15 protein-coding genes are annotated in these 16,981 nt (G+C 71.1%); 6 read left to right on the top strand and 9 right to left on the bottom strand.

Annotated features, from left to right (window positions below):
- The first annotated feature begins 33 nt into the window (after window positions 1–33).
- Complete coding sequence (locus ACWDSL_RS17565) at window positions 34–1,023, top strand: COX15/CtaA family protein (RefSeq protein WP_450486257.1); 990 nt, start codon at window positions 34–36, stop codon at window positions 1,021–1,023.
- Here the strand turns inward: ACWDSL_RS17565 and ACWDSL_RS17560 are convergent.
- From ACWDSL_RS17560 to ACWDSL_RS17550, 3 genes are all read right to left on the bottom strand, one after another.
- On the bottom strand, window positions 987–2,180 hold the full coding sequence (locus ACWDSL_RS17560; protein ID WP_450486255.1) for an amidohydrolase: 1,194 nt from the start codon (window positions 2,178–2,180) through the stop codon (window positions 987–989). The two genes, ACWDSL_RS17565 and ACWDSL_RS17560, sit on opposite strands and share 37 nt — an antisense overlap.
- 317 nt (window positions 2,181–2,497) lie before the next feature.
- Window positions 2,498–2,893: a hypothetical protein gene (locus ACWDSL_RS17555; RefSeq protein ID WP_450486253.1), complete on the bottom strand. Its 396-nt coding sequence runs from the start codon at window positions 2,891–2,893 to the stop codon at window positions 2,498–2,500.
- Between the two features lie 24 nt (window positions 2,894–2,917).
- The gene (locus ACWDSL_RS17550; RefSeq protein ID WP_450486251.1) at window positions 2,918–3,859 is read right to left on the bottom strand and encodes a heme o synthase; all 942 of its coding nucleotides are present in this window, start codon (window positions 3,857–3,859) and stop codon (window positions 2,918–2,920) included.
- 291 nt (window positions 3,860–4,150) lie between these two features.
- Between ACWDSL_RS17550 and tkt the strand changes: the two genes are divergently transcribed.
- Genes tkt through pgl form a run of 5 tightly spaced genes read left to right on the top strand, consistent with a single transcriptional unit; the run spans window position 4,151 to window position 10,885 of the window.
- Entirely contained in the window at window positions 4,151–6,229 is a 2,079-nt protein-coding gene (tkt, locus tag ACWDSL_RS17545) for a transketolase (RefSeq protein ID WP_450486249.1), read from the top strand.
- 44 nt (window positions 6,230–6,273) lie between these two features.
- Complete coding sequence (gene tal / locus ACWDSL_RS17540; protein WP_450486247.1) at window positions 6,274–7,416, top strand: transaldolase; 1,143 nt, start codon at window positions 6,274–6,276, stop codon at window positions 7,414–7,416.
- A 6-nt stretch (window positions 7,417–7,422) separates the two neighbouring features.
- Window positions 7,423–8,958, top strand: coding sequence for a glucose-6-phosphate dehydrogenase (gene zwf / locus ACWDSL_RS17535; protein ID WP_450486245.1), 1,536 nt, complete (start codon window positions 7,423–7,425; stop codon window positions 8,956–8,958).
- On the top strand, window positions 8,955–10,106 hold the full coding sequence (gene opcA / locus ACWDSL_RS17530) for a glucose-6-phosphate dehydrogenase assembly protein OpcA (RefSeq protein WP_450486243.1): 1,152 nt from the start codon (window positions 8,955–8,957) through the stop codon (window positions 10,104–10,106). Before zwf ends, opcA begins: the two co-directional genes overlap by 4 nt.
- Window positions 10,103–10,885, top strand: a complete 783-nt coding sequence (gene pgl, locus ACWDSL_RS17525; protein WP_450486241.1) for a 6-phosphogluconolactonase — start codon at window positions 10,103–10,105, stop codon at window positions 10,883–10,885. The genes opcA and pgl overlap by 4 nt, the downstream gene beginning before the upstream one ends.
- Window positions 10,886–10,958: 73 nt before the next feature.
- Here the strand turns inward: pgl and pgi are convergent, their stop codons facing one another.
- The 6 genes from pgi to ACWDSL_RS17495 all read right to left on the bottom strand — a co-directional run bounded on the left by pgi (window position 10,959) and on the right by ACWDSL_RS17495 (window position 16,960).
- Entirely contained in the window at window positions 10,959–12,611 is a 1,653-nt protein-coding gene (gene pgi / locus ACWDSL_RS17520; RefSeq protein ID WP_450486239.1) for a glucose-6-phosphate isomerase, read from the bottom strand.
- Window positions 12,612–12,661: 50 nt separating this feature from the next.
- Window positions 12,662–13,906: an MFS transporter gene (locus ACWDSL_RS17515; protein ID WP_450486237.1), complete on the bottom strand. Its 1,245-nt coding sequence runs from the start codon at window positions 13,904–13,906 to the stop codon at window positions 12,662–12,664.
- Between the two features lie 144 nt (window positions 13,907–14,050).
- Entirely contained in the window at window positions 14,051–14,386 is a 336-nt protein-coding gene (locus ACWDSL_RS17510) for an RNA polymerase-binding protein RbpA (protein ID WP_450486235.1), read from the bottom strand.
- Window positions 14,387–14,580: 194 nt separating this feature from the next.
- Window positions 14,581–14,808, bottom strand: coding sequence for a preprotein translocase subunit SecG (secG, locus tag ACWDSL_RS17505; RefSeq protein WP_014180602.1), 228 nt, complete (start codon window positions 14,806–14,808; stop codon window positions 14,581–14,583).
- Window positions 14,809–14,975: 167 nt separating this feature from the next.
- Window positions 14,976–15,752: a triose-phosphate isomerase gene (gene tpiA / locus ACWDSL_RS17500; RefSeq protein WP_450486232.1), complete on the bottom strand. Its 777-nt coding sequence runs from the start codon at window positions 15,750–15,752 to the stop codon at window positions 14,976–14,978.
- 5 nt (window positions 15,753–15,757) lie between these two features.
- Entirely contained in the window at window positions 15,758–16,960 is a 1,203-nt protein-coding gene (locus ACWDSL_RS17495) for a phosphoglycerate kinase (RefSeq protein ID WP_450486230.1), read from the bottom strand.
- Between the last annotated feature and the right edge of the window lie 21 nt (window positions 16,961–16,981).

The following is a 16,981-nucleotide window of genomic DNA, read 5'->3' as shown; positions in this document are numbered from 1 at the left end:
AAGCTGCACAAGCGCCCGCATACGATGGGCGACGTGCCCTCTTCGCTGAACCCCCTCGAGCAGATCGCCCGCCGCTGGCAGCCGTCCGCGCGGTTCGTGGAGCGCGCCGCGCTCGCCGCCGTGGTGATGGCTGTGGTCATCGTGGTGACGGGTGGCGCGGTCCGGCTCACCCAGTCCGGGCTCGGCTGCCCGACCTGGCCGACCTGCACGGAGGACAGCCTGACGCCCACCCACGCGATGGGCATCAACGGCGTCATCGAGTTCGGCAACCGCATGCTGACGTATGTGCTGTGCGGGGTCGTCGGCCTGTTCATCATCGCGGCCCGGGCCCGTACGCCGATGCGCCGCTCCCTCACCAAGCTCGGCTGGGCCCAGTTCTGGATCGTCATGGGCAACGCCGTCGTCGGCGGCATCACGGTGCTCACCGGGCTCAACCCGTACATCGTCAGCTCGCACTTCCTGCTGTCCACGGCGCTGCTCACGGTCGCCGTGCTGACCTGGTGGCGGGCGCGCGAGGGCGACGCCGGGCCCCGCGACCTCGTCGCCCGGCCGGTGCGCCAGCTGTCCTGGCTGCTGGTCGGCGCGACCGGCGCGCTGATCGTGATCGGCACCGTGGTCACCGGGGCCGGGCCGCACGCGGGAGACGCCCAGAAGGTGCACCGCATCCCGCTGGACTGGCAGGAGATCACCCAGCTGCACGTGGACTTCGTCTACATCGTGCTGGGCCTCACCGCCGCCCTGTGGTTCACGCTGCGCGCCGTGAAGGCCCCGGCGGCGCCGCGCCGGCGGGTCCTCGAACTCCTCGTCGTGCTGCTCCTCCAGGGCGTGATCGGCTACATCCAGTACTTCACGCACCTGCCGGAGATCGTCGTCGGCATCCACATGTTCGGCTCGTGCCTCGTGTGGATCGCGGTGCTGCGGGTCCTGCTCTCCCAGCGCGAACGGGCCGAGCTTCCCGCGCCGGTCGCCGCCCCCGCGCCCGCCGCTCAGCCCGTGGCCGAGGCCGCCGCGTCCAGCCGGTAGACCCGGCGCGCGGTTCCGGCCGCGACGAGCGCGGCGATGCGCCGCGCCTCCGGCCGGGTGCAGAAGCCGTCGGCGACCCACTCGGCCGCCAGCCGCGCCATGGACCGTACGAACAGCCGGGCGCCGGTCACATACAGCTCGGGCAGCGCTCGCGCCCCGGTCGAGAACAGCAGCTTGCCGAACGGCGCCTCGCCAAGGGTCTCCCCCGGCCGGGGCCCCGCGTCCGCGTATACGTGCGCGAACGCGGCGGCCAGCTGGGCGGCGCGGCGGTGGTGCGGCCGGCAGGGCAGCAGCACCAGGTCGGTCCCGGCGCCCGCGGTGGCGCGCAGAAAGCCCGCGAGCGGCTGGGGGTCGGCGCAGTGCAGCTGTACGGGCAGTCCGGTCGCGACGGCGCTCCACAGCAGATGCTGGAGCAGCGCCGGATCGGCGGGGCGGGCGCGCGGGGTGCGCCCGCCGAGCCAGCGGTCCGCCGCCCGCCGCACCTCCCGGGGGTCCGGCGGGGTCTCGTCGCAGAAGGTGATGCCCACGGCAAAGGCGGTGACGTGCTGGGCCGCGGCGTACAGGGCTTCCGCGGTGTTGCCGATGAAGGAGTCGACCGAGCCCGAGGTGTCCGCGACCTCTTCGGCCAGCGGCTCCAGGCGGATGACCTCATGGACCGGGCCGTCCGCGGCCGCGGCCAGCTCGTCGGCCGAGGTGAGCTCGCCCGGCGACCCCGACTCCAGCAGGAAGGCGCCGATGCCCGCGCCGCGCAACAGCAGCCGCCCGGCGCGGTAGGCGCCCAGCTCGCGGCGGCGGGCGAGATAGCGGACGGGGGCGCAGTGGGCCTCCAGGCCGAGCAGCGGTGGGCACCAGCGGCGTACGGCCAGACCGGTCCAGCTGTCGAAGAAGGTGGTGCCGGCCGGGGCGGCGGTGCCGGAGCCCGCGGCGGCGGCGAGATGGGCTTCGAACGAGCCGAGGCCGAGCTCGCCGTGGAGGGCGCCGTGGCTGTGCTGGTCGATGAGCGGCGGCAGCGCTCTCGCCCAGGCGGAGGGTCTGTCCGCCGTGTCCAGGACGCCCGCCGTGTCCAGAACGGACTCACTGGCGGCGTCCGAGGGGGCCGGGTCGGCCGGAGTGCCCGTCGCCTCGTCCATCGCCGCCGCCTCCTCGCCGTCGGGCATCGAAGGGCTTAACGGGCGAAACGGTTATGAGGTGTCGCCGGGCCCACCTCGAGCCTGGCCCGCCCCGGCCTGGCTCGGCAAGGGCGCCCGCCGGGGACGGGAGGTTTCCCCTCCCTGCCCCTTCCCGATCCTGGGGCAAGCCCCCCTGCCGCCTCGGGGGCTCAGGGCCCCTGCCGGGCCAGGCCCCATGCCCGAGCCCAGCTCGGCCCCAGCCCGGTCGGCCGGGGCCATGGGCGGAGGCCCACCGCGCGGCGGAGCCGCATGCGGATGCCACGGGAAGGGGCGGGGCGGGGGAGAAACAGCCGCCGCGGCGCGGGCTACGTGTTGCTCGGGCCGCCGAGTTGGATGCCGGCCATACGGGTCCACTCGTACGGGCCGGTGCGGACCTTCGCGGCGAGTTCGCCGTCGAAGTCGTCGTGCAGGGTGATCCCCGCGGTCTCCGCGGCGCGGCGGGCGGTCTCGTAGGACGGGGCGACCAGGTTGCCCCAGTCGCCGTTGGCGCCGACGAGGGCGACGCGGACGGTGCCGCGGCCGATGTGGGCGAGCTGTCCCTCGGCGCTGCCGCCGTGGGACTGCGCGAAGGCCGTCATCTGGTGCGCGAGCCGCTTGGCCCGCTTCTCGGCCTTGGCCGACGCGGACTTGCTCGACGCGGACTTGCCCGGTGCGGACTCGTCCGACGGGCCTTCCGGGGCCGTCTGCGTGGTGTCTCCCATAAGGCCGATGCTACCGGCTGGTAATCAGCGCAGGAAGGGGTCCACGGCGACGGCGATGAACAGCAGCGACACATAGGTGATGGACCAGTGGAACAGCCGCATCTCCTTGAGCCCCGCCCCCGTGATCCCGGCCTTGGCGCGCGCCTGCAGCCCGTGCGCCTCCTTGAGCCAGAACGCGCCCAGCGCCGCGGCCACGACCGGGTAGAACCAGCCGGTGTAGCCGAGCGGCCACAGCAGCAGCGAGACGATGACCATGACCCAGCTGTAGAGGACGATCTGTCGGGCGACCACCTTGTTGCCCGCGACCACAGGCAACATGGGCACGCCCACGCGCTCGTAGTCGTCCTTCACCTTCATCGACAGCGGCCAGTAGTGCGGCGGCGTCCAGAAGAAGATGACGAGGAAGAGAATCGCCGAGGCCCAGGACACCGAATTCGTAACGGCCGACCATCCGATGAACACCGGCATACAGCCGGCGATGCCGCCCCACACGATGTTCTGCGCGGTACGCCGCTTGAGCCACATCGTGTAGACGACGACGTAGAAAACCAGCGCACCGAGGGACAGAATCGAGGACAGCGGATTGACCAGGAACCAGAACCAGGCGGTGGACCCGACGGTGAGCGCGAAGGCGAAGACCAGGCATTCGCGCGGCGAGACCATGCCGGTGACCAGCGGGCGCTGCGAGGTGCGGGCCATGAGCGCGTCGATGTCGCGGTCGTAATACATATTGAACGCGGCCGCGCCGCCGGCCGACAGATAGCCGCCGACGCAGGTGGCGAGCACCAGCCACAGATCCGGGACGCCCTTGGCGGCCAGGAACATCACCGGCACCGTCGTCATCAGCAGCAGCTCGATGACACGCGGCTTGGTCAGTGCCACGAAAGCCTTGACGCGGGCACCGAGCGGCCGGTGGCTCCGGCTCGAATCGAGCACCCCCGCAGGACGGGAATCGACGGCCGTCACGCACACCCCTGGTAGAAGCAAGAACCAGCAAGCACCGGACATGAAGAGCCGGTAAAGACTTGCGCGTACCACGCCACTCTAGACGTTGCGGATACGCCGCCCGCCGCCGGGGTCGGCTCGTGTTCGCCGAGCTCATGGCCCTCGGGGGAATGGCGCATCTCCGGCATTCGTTCCCGGGATGTCGGGTACTCGCTCGAAAAGATGAGCGTTCTTCCAGGGGTAGGCTCGACACCGCCGGTGTGCGCATCGTCGCCGGGATATAGACATTGTGGAGAGGAGCCCTGACTCAGGGTGAGCACGAAGCCGACTACCACAGACCTCGAGTGGACCGATGTGGACCAGCGTGCCGTGGACACGGCGCGTGTCCTGGCCGCGGATGCCGTACAGAAGGTCGGCAACGGCCACCCCGGCACCGCGATGAGCCTGGCCCCCGCCGCGTATCTGTTCTTCCAGAAGCTGATGCGGCATGACCCCTCCGACGCCGGATGGGTGGGCCGCGACCGGTTCGTGCTCTCCCCCGGCCACACCTCGCTGACCCTCTACGTCCAGCTGTACCTGGGCGGGTTCGGCCTGGAGCTGGAGGACCTGAAGTCGTTCCGCACCTGGGGCTCGCTGACCCCGGGCCACCCGGAGCACGGTCACACGGTCGGCGTCGAGACCACCACCGGCCCGCTGGGCCAGGGCGTCGCCAACGCGGTCGGCATGGCGATGGCCGCCCGTTACGAGCGCGGTCTGTTCGACCCGGAGGCGCCCGAGGGCACCTCCCCCTTCGACCACACCATCTGGGCGATCGTCTCCGACGGCGACCTGGAGGAGGGCATCTCCGCGGAGGCCTCCTCGCTGGCCGGCCACCAGAAGCTCGGCAATCTGATCGCGTTGTACGACGACAACCACATCTCGATCGAGGGCGACACCGCGACCGCCTTCTCCGAGGATGTGCTGAAGCGCTACGAGGCGTACGGCTGGCACGTCCAGCGCATCGAGCAGGCGGAGAACGGCGACTTCGACGTCCACACGCTGTACGCGGCGCTCAAGGCGGCGCAGGCCGAGACCGAGCGCCCCTCGATCATCGCCGCCCGTACGATCATCGCCTGGCCCGCGCCGAACGCGCAGAACACCGAGGCCGCCCACGGCTCGGCGCTCGGCGCCGACGAGGTCGCGGCGACCAAGCGCGTCATGGGCTTCGACCCCGAGAAGAGCTTCGAGGTCGAAGAGTCGGTCATCGCCCACACCCGCTCGCTGGCCGACCGCGGCCGCGAGGCCCGCGCCGCCTGGGACAAGAAGCTCCAGGACTGGCGGAACAACAACCCCGAGCGCGCCGCCGAGTTCGACCGGATCTCCGCCGGTGAGCTGCCCGCGGGCTGGGACAAGGCGATCCCGGTCTTCGAGCCGGGCAAGGACGTGGCCACCCGCAAGGCCTCCGGCCAGGTCCTCAAGGCGCTCGGCGGGGTGCTCCCCGAGCTGTGGGGCGGCTCCGCCGACCTCGCGGGCTCGAACCTCACCACCATCGACGCGTCCTCGTCCTTCCTCCCCAAGGACAACCCGCTTCCCGAGGCCGACCCGTACGGCCGCACGGTGCACTTCGGCATCCGCGAGCACGCCATGGGCTCGACCATGAACGGTGTGGCGCTGCACGGCAACACCCGTATCTACGGCGGCACCTTCCTGGTCTTCTCCGACTACATGCGCCCCGCCGTCCGGCTCGCCGCGCTGATGAAGCTCCCCGTCACCTATGTGTGGACGCACGACTCCATCGGCCTGGGCGAGGACGGCCCGACCCACCAGCCGGTCGAGCACCTGTCCGTGCTGCGCGCCATCCCGGGCCTGAACGTCGTCCGCCCGGCCGACGCCAACGAGACCGCCATCGCCTGGCGTGAGATCACCCGCCGCCACAGCGACCAGCCGGCCCCGCACGGCCTCGCGCTGACCCGGCAGAACGTGCCGACGTACGAGCCCAACGAGGACGCGGCCAAGGGCGGCTATGTGCTCGCCGAGGCTGAGGGCGGCACCCCGCAGGTGATCCTCATCGGCACCGGGTCCGAGGTGCAGCTCGCCGTCGAGGCGCGCGAGCGGCTGCAGACCGCCGGGATCCCGACCCGCGTGGTCTCGATGCCCTCGGTCGAGTGGTTCGAGGAGCAGGACCAGGCGTACCGGGACAGCGTGCTGCCGCCGTCGGTGAAGGCCCGGGTGGCGGTCGAGGCGGGCATCGGCCTGACCTGGCACCGCTTTGTGGGCGAAGCCGGCCGCATCGTCTCCCTCGAGCACTTCGGCGCCTCCGCCGACTACAAGGTGCTCTACCGGGAGTTCGGCCTGACCGCGGACGCTGTCGCCGCCGCCGCCCGCGAGTCGCTTGAGACCGCCGGGCGCTGACGCCGTATACGACCTTGTAGCGACGAGTAGGAGATGCAATCCCGATGACAGACGCACTCAAGCGGCTGGCCGACGCAGGCGTCGCGGTCTGGCTCGACGACCTTTCGCGCAAGCGCATCACGTCCGGCAACCTCGCCGAGCTGATCGACGAGAGCCATGTGGTGGGCGTGACCACCAACCCGTCGATCTTCCAGAAGGCGATCGCCGGCGCCGACGGCTACCAGCAGCAGGTGGCCGATCTCGCCACCCGCAAGGTCACCGTCGACGAGGCCGTACGCATGATCACCACGGCGGACGTCCGGGACGCCGCCGACATCCTGCGCCCGGTCTACGACGCGACCGGCGGCCAGGACGGCCGGGTCTCCATCGAGGTGGACCCGCGCCTGGCGCACAACACGGCGGCCACCATCGCCGAGGCCAAGCAGCTGGCCTGGCTGGTGGACCGGCCCAACACCTTCATCAAGATCCCGGCCACCAGGGCGGGCCTGCCCGCGATCACCGAGGTGATCGGGCTCGGCATCAGCGTCAACGTCACGCTGATCTTCTCGCTGGAGCGCTACCGCGAGGTCATGGACGCCTTCCTGGCCGGTCTGGAGAAGGCCAAGGCCGCGGGGCTCGACCTGCAGAAGATCCACTCCGTGGCGTCCTTCTTCGTGTCCCGCGTGGACACCGAGATCGACAAGCGCCTCGACAAGCTGGGCACCGACGAGGCCAAGGCGCTGCGCGGCAAGGCCGCCCTGGCCAACGCCCGCCTCGCCTACCAGGCGTACGAGGAGGTGTTCGGCTCGCACGACAAGTCGACGCCGGCGCCTGCGCGCTGGGCCGCCCTGGACCGGGCCAACGCCAACAAGCAGCGCCCGCTGTGGGCCTCCACCGGCGTCAAGGACCCGGCCTACAAGGACACGCTCTACGTGGACGACCTGGTCGCCCCGGGCACGGTGAACACCATGCCGGAGGCCACGCTGGAGGCCGTCGCCGACCACGGCGGGATCACCGGTGACACGGTGCGCGGTACATACGAGCAGGCCAAGGCCGATCTCGAAGCGCTCGCGGGCGTCGGAATCTCGTACGATGACGTTGTACAGCTCCTCGAGGACGAAGGCGTCGAGAAGTTCGAGACGTCCTGGAACGACCTGCTGAAGTCCACTGAGGCGGAGCTGGGCCGCCTCGCTCCTTCGGAGGCGTGAGAGACCTTGTCACTTTCCACGAGCGGAGCCAATCCGCTGCGTGACCCCCGGGACCGGCGGCTTCCGCGCATCGCGGGGCCGTCCGGCCTGGTCATCTTCGGCGTCACGGGCGACTTGTCCCGCAAGAAGCTGATGCCGGCCGTCTACGACCTGGCCAATCGCGGCCTGCTGCCGCCGGGCTTCTCGCTCGTCGGCTTCGCCCGCCGCGACTGGGAGAACGAGGACTTCGCCCAGGTCGTGCACGAGGCGGTCAAGGAACACGCCAGGACCCCCTTCCGTGAGGAGGTCTGGCAGCAGCTCGCCGAGGGTTTCCGCTTCGTGCCCGGCGAGTTCTCCGACGACGAGGCGTTCGAGAAGCTGCGGGAGACGGTCGACGAGCTGGACAAGGCGCGCGGCACGGGCGGCAACTTCGCCTTCTATCTGTCGGTCCCGCCGAAGTTCTTCCCCTCCGTCGTCCAGCAGCTCAAGAAGCACGGCCTGTCCTCCGGGCCCGGCGACTCCTGGCGGCGCGCCGTCATCGAGAAGCCCTTCGGTCACGACCTGACCAGCGCCCAGGAGCTCAACCAGGTCGTCCACGAAGTCTTCCGGCCGAGCGATGTCTTCCGGATCGACCACTACCTGGGCAAGGAGACGGTCCAGAACATCCTGGCGCTGCGCTTCGCCAACACCATGTTCGAGCCGCTGTGGAACCGGTCGTACGTCGACCACGTACAGATCACCATGGCCGAGGACATCGGCATCGGCGGCCGGGCCGGCTACTACGACGGCATCGGCGCCGCGCGCGACGTCATCCAGAACCACCTGCTGCAGCTCCTCGCGCTGACCGCCATGGAGGAGCCCTCCTCCTTCGACGCCACCGCGCTGGTCACCGAGAAGCTCAAGGCGCTCAAGGCCGTCAAGCTGCCGAGGGAGCTGGGCAAGCACACCGTGCGCGGTCAGTACGCCCACGGCTGGCAGGGCGGCGAAGAGGTGCTGGGCTATCTGGAGGAGGACGGCATCGACCCCAACTCCAAGACCGACACCTACGCCGCGATCAAGCTGGAGATCGACAACCGCCGCTGGGCGGGCGTCCCCTTCTACCTGCGCGCGGGCAAGCGGCTCGGGCGGCGGGTCACCGAGATCGCGGTGGTCTTCCAGCGCGCCCCGCACTCCCCCTTCGACACCACCGACACCCAGGAGCTCGGGGAGAACGCCCTGGTCATCCGGGTGCAGCCGGATGAGGGCATCACCATCAGGTTCGGCTCCAAGGTGCCCGGCACCTCCATGGAGATCCGGGACGTGACGATGGACTTCGCCTACGGCGAGTCCTTCACCGAGTCCAGCCCCGAGGCCTACGAGCGGCTGCTGCTCGACGTTCTGCTCGGCGACGCCAACCTCTTCCCCCGTCACCAGGAGGTGGAGGAGTCCTGGCGGATCCTCGACCCCGTCGAGGCCTACTGGGACGGGCACGGCAAGCCCGAGCAGTACACGGCGGGCACCTGGGGGCCGAAGGCTGCGGACGAGATGCTCGCACGAGACGGACGGAGCTGGCGTCGGCCATGAACATCGATCTCACCGACACCACGTCCAGCCAGGTCAACGCTGCTCTGGTGCAGGCGCGGAGGGCGGCGGGGATACCGGCCGTGGGCATGGTGCTCACCCTCGTCATCGTCACCGACGAGGGCAATCACTACGACGCGCTGAAGGCCGCGAGCGAGGCGTCCAAGGAGCACCCCTCGCGCATCCTGGTCGTCATCAAGCGGCCGGGGCGCTCGCCGCGCGACCGCAAGACGGCCCGGCTGGACGCGGAGGTGCGGATCGCCGGCGAGAGCGGCACCGGCGAGACGGTGCTGCTGCGGCTGCACGGCGAGCTCGCGGGCCACGCCCAGTCGGTGGTGCTGCCGCTGCTGCTGCCGGACGCCCCGGTGGTGCTGTGGTGGCCGGACGACGCGCCGGAGCACCCCAGCGAGGACCTGCTGGGCCGGCTGGCCGCCCGCCGGATCACCGACGCCCAGGCCACCGAGGACCCGGTGGCCACGCTCGCGCTGCGGGCCAGGACGTACACCCCGGGCGACACCGACCTGGCCTGGACCCGCATCACGCCGTGGCGCAGTGTGCTGGCCGCGGCGCTCGACCAGAAGCACTCGGCGATCACCTCCGCGGTGGTCGAGGGCGAGGCGTACAACCCCAGCGGTGAACTGCTGGCCCTGTGGCTGGCCGAGCGGCTGCGGGTCCCGGTGCAGCGGCAGGTCACGGACGGCCCGGGGCTGACCGCGGTGCGGCTGGAGACGGCCGACGGCACGATCTGCCTGGACCGGGCGAACGGATCGCTGGCCGAACTGGCGATGCCAGGGCAGCCGGACCGGCATGTCGCGCTGCAGCGGCGGGACAAGTCGGAGCTGATCGCGGAGGAGCTGCGGCGTCTGGACCCGGACGAGATGTACGCCTCGGCGGTGAAGTTCGGGGTGAGCAGGCTCGGCAAGGGCATCAGCGGCGCGGCCGGACAGCCCGCGGCGCGGGCCGGTGCCGGTACCACGGGCGGTGCTTCCGCGGGCGGCGCTGCTGCGAGTGGGAGCAGCGGTAAGGCCGGTGGCGGGGCCCGTCCGGAGCCTGCGCACAAGGCGGCCGGGGCCCCGGCGCGTACGGCCGGCGGCGCCGGTGACGCGGGGACGGGCGGCGCGGGCAGCGCAACCGACAGTGTGGCGTCGTGACTGCTCCCCAGGTCGTGGTCCATCGCGACAAGGAACTGATGGCGCAGGCCGCGGCGGCCCGGCTGATCACCAAGATCGTGGACGCCCAGTCCGCCCGCGGCTCGGCCTCGGTCGTGCTGACCGGCGGGCGCAACGGCAACGGCCTGCTGGCCGCGCTCGCCGAGGCGCCCGCCCGGGACGCCGTGGACTGGTCGCGGCTCGATCTGTGGTGGGGCGACGAGCGGTTCCTGCCGGAGGGCCACCCGGACCGCAATGTCACCCAGGCGCGGGAGGCACTGCTGGACTCGGTGGGTCTGGACCCGGCCCGGGTGCACCCGATGCCGGCCTCCGACGGCCCGTGGGGCAGCGAGGTGGAGGCCGCCGCGGAGGCGTACGCCGAGGAGCTGGACCGGGCCGCGCGGCCGGAGAACCACGGCGCGGTGCCGTCCTTCGATGTGCTGCTGCTGGGCGTCGGCCCGGACACCCATGTGGCCTCGCTCTTCCCGGAGCTGCCCGGCGTACGGGAGGCCGAGCGGACGGTGGTGGCGGTGCGCGGTGCGCCCAAGCCGCCGCCCACCCGGGTCTCCCTGACCCTGCCCGCGATCCGCGCGGCGCAGGAGGTCTGGCTGCTGGCGGCGGGCGAGGACAAGGCCAAGGCGGTGACGATCGCGCTGTCGGGGGCCGGGGAGATCCAGGCCCCGGCCGCGGGCGCGTACGGCCGCCGCCGCACGCTGTGGCTGCTGGACCGGGCCGCCGCGGCGGGGCTGCCGCGCGAGCTGTATCCCCCGGCGTCGCCCTGACGGGGCGCGAGACACAGCCGTACGGGCCGACTGGGCGGAAACCCGGTCGGCCCGTACGGCGTCTTATGGGGCCTCAGCGCCCGCGCAGCGAGCGGTACGTGGCGACCAGCCGCGCCGTGGAGGCGTCGAGCCCCGGCACCTCGGCGCCCTCGGTGAGGGCGGGCTCGACGCGCTTGGCGAGGACCTTGCCGAGCTCGACCCCCCACTGGTCGAACGAGTCGATGTTCCAGACGGCGCCCTGGACGAACACCTTGTGCTCGTAGAGTGCGATCAGCTGGCCGAGCACCGAGGGGGTCAGCTCGGCGGCCAGGATCGTGGTGGTGGGGCGGTTGCCGGGGAAGGTCTTGTGCGGCACCAGCTCCGGCGCCACCCCCTCGGCGGCCACCTCCTCCGCCGTCTTGCCGAACGCCAGCGCCTGGCCCTGGGCGAAGAGATTGGCCATCAGCAGGTCATGGTGGCCGGCGAGCTTCGGAGACAGGTCGGCCACCGGGTTGGCGAAGCCGATCAGATCGGCCGGGATCATCTTGGTGCCCTGGTGGAGCAGCTGGTAGTAGGCGTGCTGACCGTTGGTGCCGGGGGTGCCCCAGACCACCGGGCCGGTCTGCCAGTCGACCGGATTTCCCTCGCGGTCCACCGACTTGCCGTTGGACTCCATGTCCAGCTGCTGCAGATACGCGGTGAACTTCGACAGATAGTGCGAGTACGGCAGCACGGCATGCGCCTGCGCGTCGAAGAACTGCCCGTACCAGACGCCCAGCAGCCCGAGCAGCAGCGGCGCGTTCTCCTCAGGCGGGGCGCAGCGGAAGTGCTCGTCGACGAGGTGGAAGCCGGCCAGCATCTCGCGGAAGTGCTCCTGGCCGATGGCGATCATCAGGGACAGGCCGATGGCCGAGTCGAAGGAGTAGCGCCCGCCGACCCAGTCCCAGAACTCGAACATGTTGTCGGTGTTGATACCGAACTCGGCGACTTTCACCGCGTTGGTGGAAAGCGCCACGAAGTGCTTGGCGACCGCCTCCTGGCCCGCCTCGAGACCCCTCAGCAGCCAGCGGCGGGCGGAGGTGGCGTTGGTGATGGTCTCGATGGTGGTGAAGGTCTTGGAGGCGACGATGAACAGCGTCTCGGCCGGGTCGAGCCCGCGCAGCGCCTCATGCAGATCCGCCCCGTCGACATTGGAGACGAAGCGGAACTCCAACTCGCGGTGGGTGTAGGCGCGCAGCGCCTCGAAGGCCATCGCCGGGCCCAGGTCGGAGCCGCCGATGCCGATGTTGACGATGTTCTTGATGCGCTTGCCGGTGTGGCCGGTCCACTCCCCCGAGTGGATCCGGTCGACGAACGGGCCCATCTTGGTGAGCACCGCGTGCACTTCGGGGATGACGTCCTTGCCGTCGGCCTCGATGACCGCGGAGTGGGGCGCGCGCAGGGCGATATGGAGCACCGAGCGGTCCTCGGTGGTGTTGATCTTCTCGCCCCGGAACATGGCGTCCCGCAGCTCTGTCACCCCGGTCGCCTGGGCCAGCTCCCGCAGCAGGCGCAGGGTCTCGTCGGTCACCAGATGCTTGGAGTAATCCAGGTGAAGGTCGCCGACCGACACGGTGAACCGCTCCGCGCGCTCGGGATCCTGGGCGAACAGCTCGCGCAGCTGTGCGTCACCCAGCTCCCGGCGGTGTGCGGCCAGTGCGTTCCACTCCGGCAGCTGGTCGAGCCTGCCGCGGCCATCTGCGTTCATCTCGGAATCAGCCCACTTCTCATCGGTGCCTGGCCCCCGTGGCCCCCAACCTAGTTGATCGGGGAGCGCATACCGGGGACGAGGGCCACCAGTCCGCCGGCGAAGAGCGCGGCGGCCGCCAGCGCCGGTGCGTTCAGCCCCCATGCCCCGGCTATGACCCCGCCGAGCAGGGCGCCGAGCGGGGCGCCGGCGGTCGACAGCGTACGGAAGGCGGCGCTGACCCGGCCCAGCATCTCGGCCGGGCTGCGCTGCTGCATCATCGTCACCTCCGTGACGTTCCAGATGATCCCGGCGAAGCCGAAGACGCCGAAGGCGGCAGCGGCGGCCGGCAGCTCGCGGATGGTGCCCAGAGCGAGGAGGGCGGCGATCTGGACGAGGCCGCACACCATGATCGTGGGGGCGCGGCCCAGCCGCTCCGCCACCCGCGCGGCCATCAGCCCGCCGATCACACTGCCGATCCCGTAGACCGTGATGACGGCTGCATAGCCCGCGTCCCCGGCGCCCAGCCATCCGGTGACATGCAGCACCAGCGTGGCGATGAGGGCGCCGATGCCCACATTGCACAGCGTGGTGGACACACACAGCGCCCGCAGCAGCCGGTCCCGCCACAGCACCCCGATGCCCTCGGCCATGTCCTTCCGTATCGTGCGCCCCGGCGCCCGGAGCTCCCGCTGCGGCGCCTGCGCCCGCCCACCCAACGACGCGACCAGCGCGGCGGCGGCGAGATAGGTGGCCGCGTCGGCCGCGTACGGCACGGCGGCGCCAAGGCCCAGGGCCACCGGCACCAGCGGCGCGCCCACGAACCGGCCCATGACCTCCTGCCCGGTCATCAGGCGTGCGTTGGCCCGGCTCAGGGTCTCCGGCGCCACCACGGACGGCAGCAGGGCCGTTGCGGCGTTGTCGAAGAGGGTCTGCAGGGTGGTGAGCGCGAAGGCGAGGGCGAGCAGCAGGCCGATCGTGGCATGCCCCAGCCATACGGCGACGGCGAAGGCGGCCATCAGCACGCCGCGCGCCACATCCACCGCCCACATCGCCCGCCGCTGGTCCACCCGGTCGGCGATGGCCCCGCCTAGCAGCCCGAACAGCAGCCACGGCAGAAAGCCGCACGCGGTCACCAGCGAGACCAGCACCGGGGAGTCGGTCAGCGAGACGGCCAGCAGCGGAAGCGCCGCCCCGCGCAGCGCGTCCCCGAACCGGGACACCACCGCGGCCCCCCACAGCCGCCCGAAACCACCCCGCCACGCGAGCGGTACACCCCGCTTCGCGCCCCGCTCACCGGCCTCCACCGCGGCCATGACGCCCCTCCCCAACCACGGCACCGCCCCGCACGGCACCCCACGTCACGACCGTAGCCCCCACCACTGACAACGGCCCGGCCGCGCACCCCCGTCAGAGGTGCCCGGCCGGGCCGTCGTACTGTGCGTCGTCCCGCCTGCCGCTCAGATCTCGCCGCGGAGCTTGGCGAGAGCCTCGGCGAGGATCGCCTCGCCGTCGGCGTCGCTCCGCCGCTCCCGCACATACGCCAGATGCGTCTTGTACGGCTCGGTGCGCGGCGGGTCCGGCGGGTTGTCCCGGTCCTTGCCGGCCGGGAAGCCGCAGCGGGGGCAGTCCCAAGTGTCCGGGATCTGCGCGTCGCTGGCGAAGCTCGGCACGGTCTCGTGCGCGTTCGAGCACCAGAAGGAAATGCGCAGGCGAGGCGCCGATTCGCCTCGCTCCGCTTCTCCCATCGGCCCCGCTCCGACCCGACTTCCACGGATCGCGTTGCCACTTGCCACGGTCGTAACTCCCTGCGTGATGGTGCCGCGAAGCATTGGTAGGCAGCTCCGCTGCCGGGCGCCCCAGTCTACGTAAGGCCCAACGCGCGTCCAATGAGAGGAGTTACACCCTCCCCCGGCCCTCGGCCGGGAGGTACCCCCGAGGACGCAAGCCCATGATAAGCCGCGCTCGCGACGGTGCGTCAGCTATCGGCTCAATCGAGCTTGATCAGCAGGCCGAGCACCACGATGCAGACGAACCACAGCAGGCCGATGACGACGGTGATCCGGTCCAGGTTGCGCTCGGCGACCGAGGAGCCGCCCACGGAGGACTGCATACCGCCACCGAACATGTCGGACAGACCTCCGCCCTTCCCCTTGTGCATGAGCACCAGCATCATCAGCAGGACGCTGAAGATGATGAGGGCGATCGAGAACCCCATGACCACGGCTGGAACCAACTCTCTCGGGCTTGGACGGGACGGTAAAGAACGGTAAGGAGCGGGGGCCGGGCAGTGCCTTCCGCACCACCTCGACCCCCGCCAGGGTACGACGAGTGGCCTGCTACGGCCTACTCACCGGCCTACTCACCGGTCTGCTCACTGATCTGTCACTGGTCGCGGAACCGGACGATCTTGACGAAGTCGTCCGCGTCCAGGCAGGCACCGCCGACCAGCGCGCCGTCCACGTCCGGCTGCGCCATGATCGCGGCGACGTTTCCGGACTTCACCGAGCCGCCGTACTGGATCCGGACCTTGTCGGCCAGCTCCTGGCTGTAGAGCTCGGCCAGGCGGCCCCGGATGGCCCCGCAGACCTCCTGGGCGTCCTCGGGGGTGGCCACCTCACCGGTGCCGATGGCCCAGACCGGCTCGTACGCGATCACGATCCGCTCGGCCTGCTCGGCCGGGACGTCCTTCAGGCCCCCGTCGAGCTGCGCGAGCGTGTGCGCGACCTGGTTGCCCGCCTTGCGCACCTCCAGGCCCTCGCCGACGCACAGGATGGGGGTGACGTCGTTCTTGAAGGCGGCCTTGACTTTGGCGTTGCACAGCTCGTCGGTCTCGCCGTGGTACTGGCGCCGCTCGGAGTGGCCGACCGCCACATAGGAGCACCGCAGCTTGGCGAGCATCGCGCCGGAGATCTCCCCGGTGTACGCGCCGGAGTCGTGCGCCGAGATGTCCTGGGCGCCGTACTTGAGCTTGAGCTTGTCGCCCTCGACCAGGGTCTGCAGCGTCCGGAGGTCCGTGAACGGCGGCAGGACCGCGACCTCGACGGCCTCGTAGTCCTTGTCGGTGAGCGAAAAAGTGATCTTCTGGACGTGGGCGATGGCCTCGAGGTGGTTGAGGTTCATCTTCCAGTTGCCCGCGATCAGCGGGGTGCGGTCACTCACGGTGTTCAGTCCTCCAGTGCGGCAAGGCCGGGGAGCGTCTTGCCCTCGAGGTATTCGAGGCTCGCTCCGCCGCCGGTCGAGATGTGGCCGAAAGCATTCTCGTCGAAGCCCAGGATCCGTACGGCGGCGGCGGAGTCCCCGCCGCCCACCACGGTGAAGGCCGGGCTCTCGACCAGCGCCTGGGCGACGGCCTTGGTGCCCTCGGCGAAGTCGGGGTGCTCGAAGACGCCCATCGGGCCGTTCCAGAAGACGGTGGCGGCGTCGGCCAGCTTCGAGGCGTACAGCTCGCAGGTCTCCGGGCCGATGTCGAGACCCATCTGGCCGGCCGGCATCTCCGCGGCGGGGACGGCCTGGGGGTGGGCCGGGGCCTTCGTCTTCAGGTCCGGGAACTCGGGGCCCACCAGGACGTCGACGGGGAGCACGAACTCCACGCCGCGCTCCTTGGCGCGCGCCAGATACTCCTGGACGGCCTCGATCTGGTCGTCCTGGAGCAGCGAGGTGCCGATCTCGTGGCCCTGGGCCTTGAGGAAGGTGTACGCCATGCCGCCGCCGATGAGGATGCGGTCGGCCCGCTCCAGGAGGTGGTCGATGACGCCGAGCTTGTCGGACACCTTGGCGCCACCGAGGACCACCGCGTACGGGCGCTTCACGTCCTCGGTGAGCTGCTTAAGGACGTTCAGCTCGGCGGCGATCAGATCGCCCGCGGCATGCGGCAGCCGCGCCGGGAGGTCGTACACGGAGGCGTGCTTGCGGTGCACCGCGCCGAAGCCGTCGCCCACGTACAGGTCCGCGAGGCCGGCGAGCTGATCGGCGAAGGCGCCGCGCTCGGCGTCGTCCTTGCTGGTCTCACCGGCGTTGAAGCGCAGGTTCTCCAGCAGCACCACATCGCCCTCGCCGAGCCCGGCCACCGCCTCGCGGGCGCTGTCCCCGACCGTGTCGGTCGCGAACGCGACCTGCTTGCCGAGGAGTTCGCCGAGCCGCCGGGCGACCGGGGCGAGCGAGAAGCGGGGCTCGGGCGCGCCCTTGGGCCGGCCCAGGTGGGAGGCGACGATCACCTTGGCGCCCGACTCGGTGAGCTTGGCGATGGTCGGCACGGCGGCGCGGATACGGCCGTCGTCGGTGATCGTCTCGCCGTCGAGCGGAACGTTCAGATCGGCGCGGACGAAGACCCGCTTCCCGGCGACCTGAAGATCGTCAATCGTCTTCACAGAGGACTCCTAGTTCATGGG

It is taken from the genome of Streptomyces sp. NPDC000941, from assembly GCF_053599555.1.
Note: the sequence above shows the minus strand (reverse complement) of the source record. Positions and strands in the feature narration are given on the sequence as shown.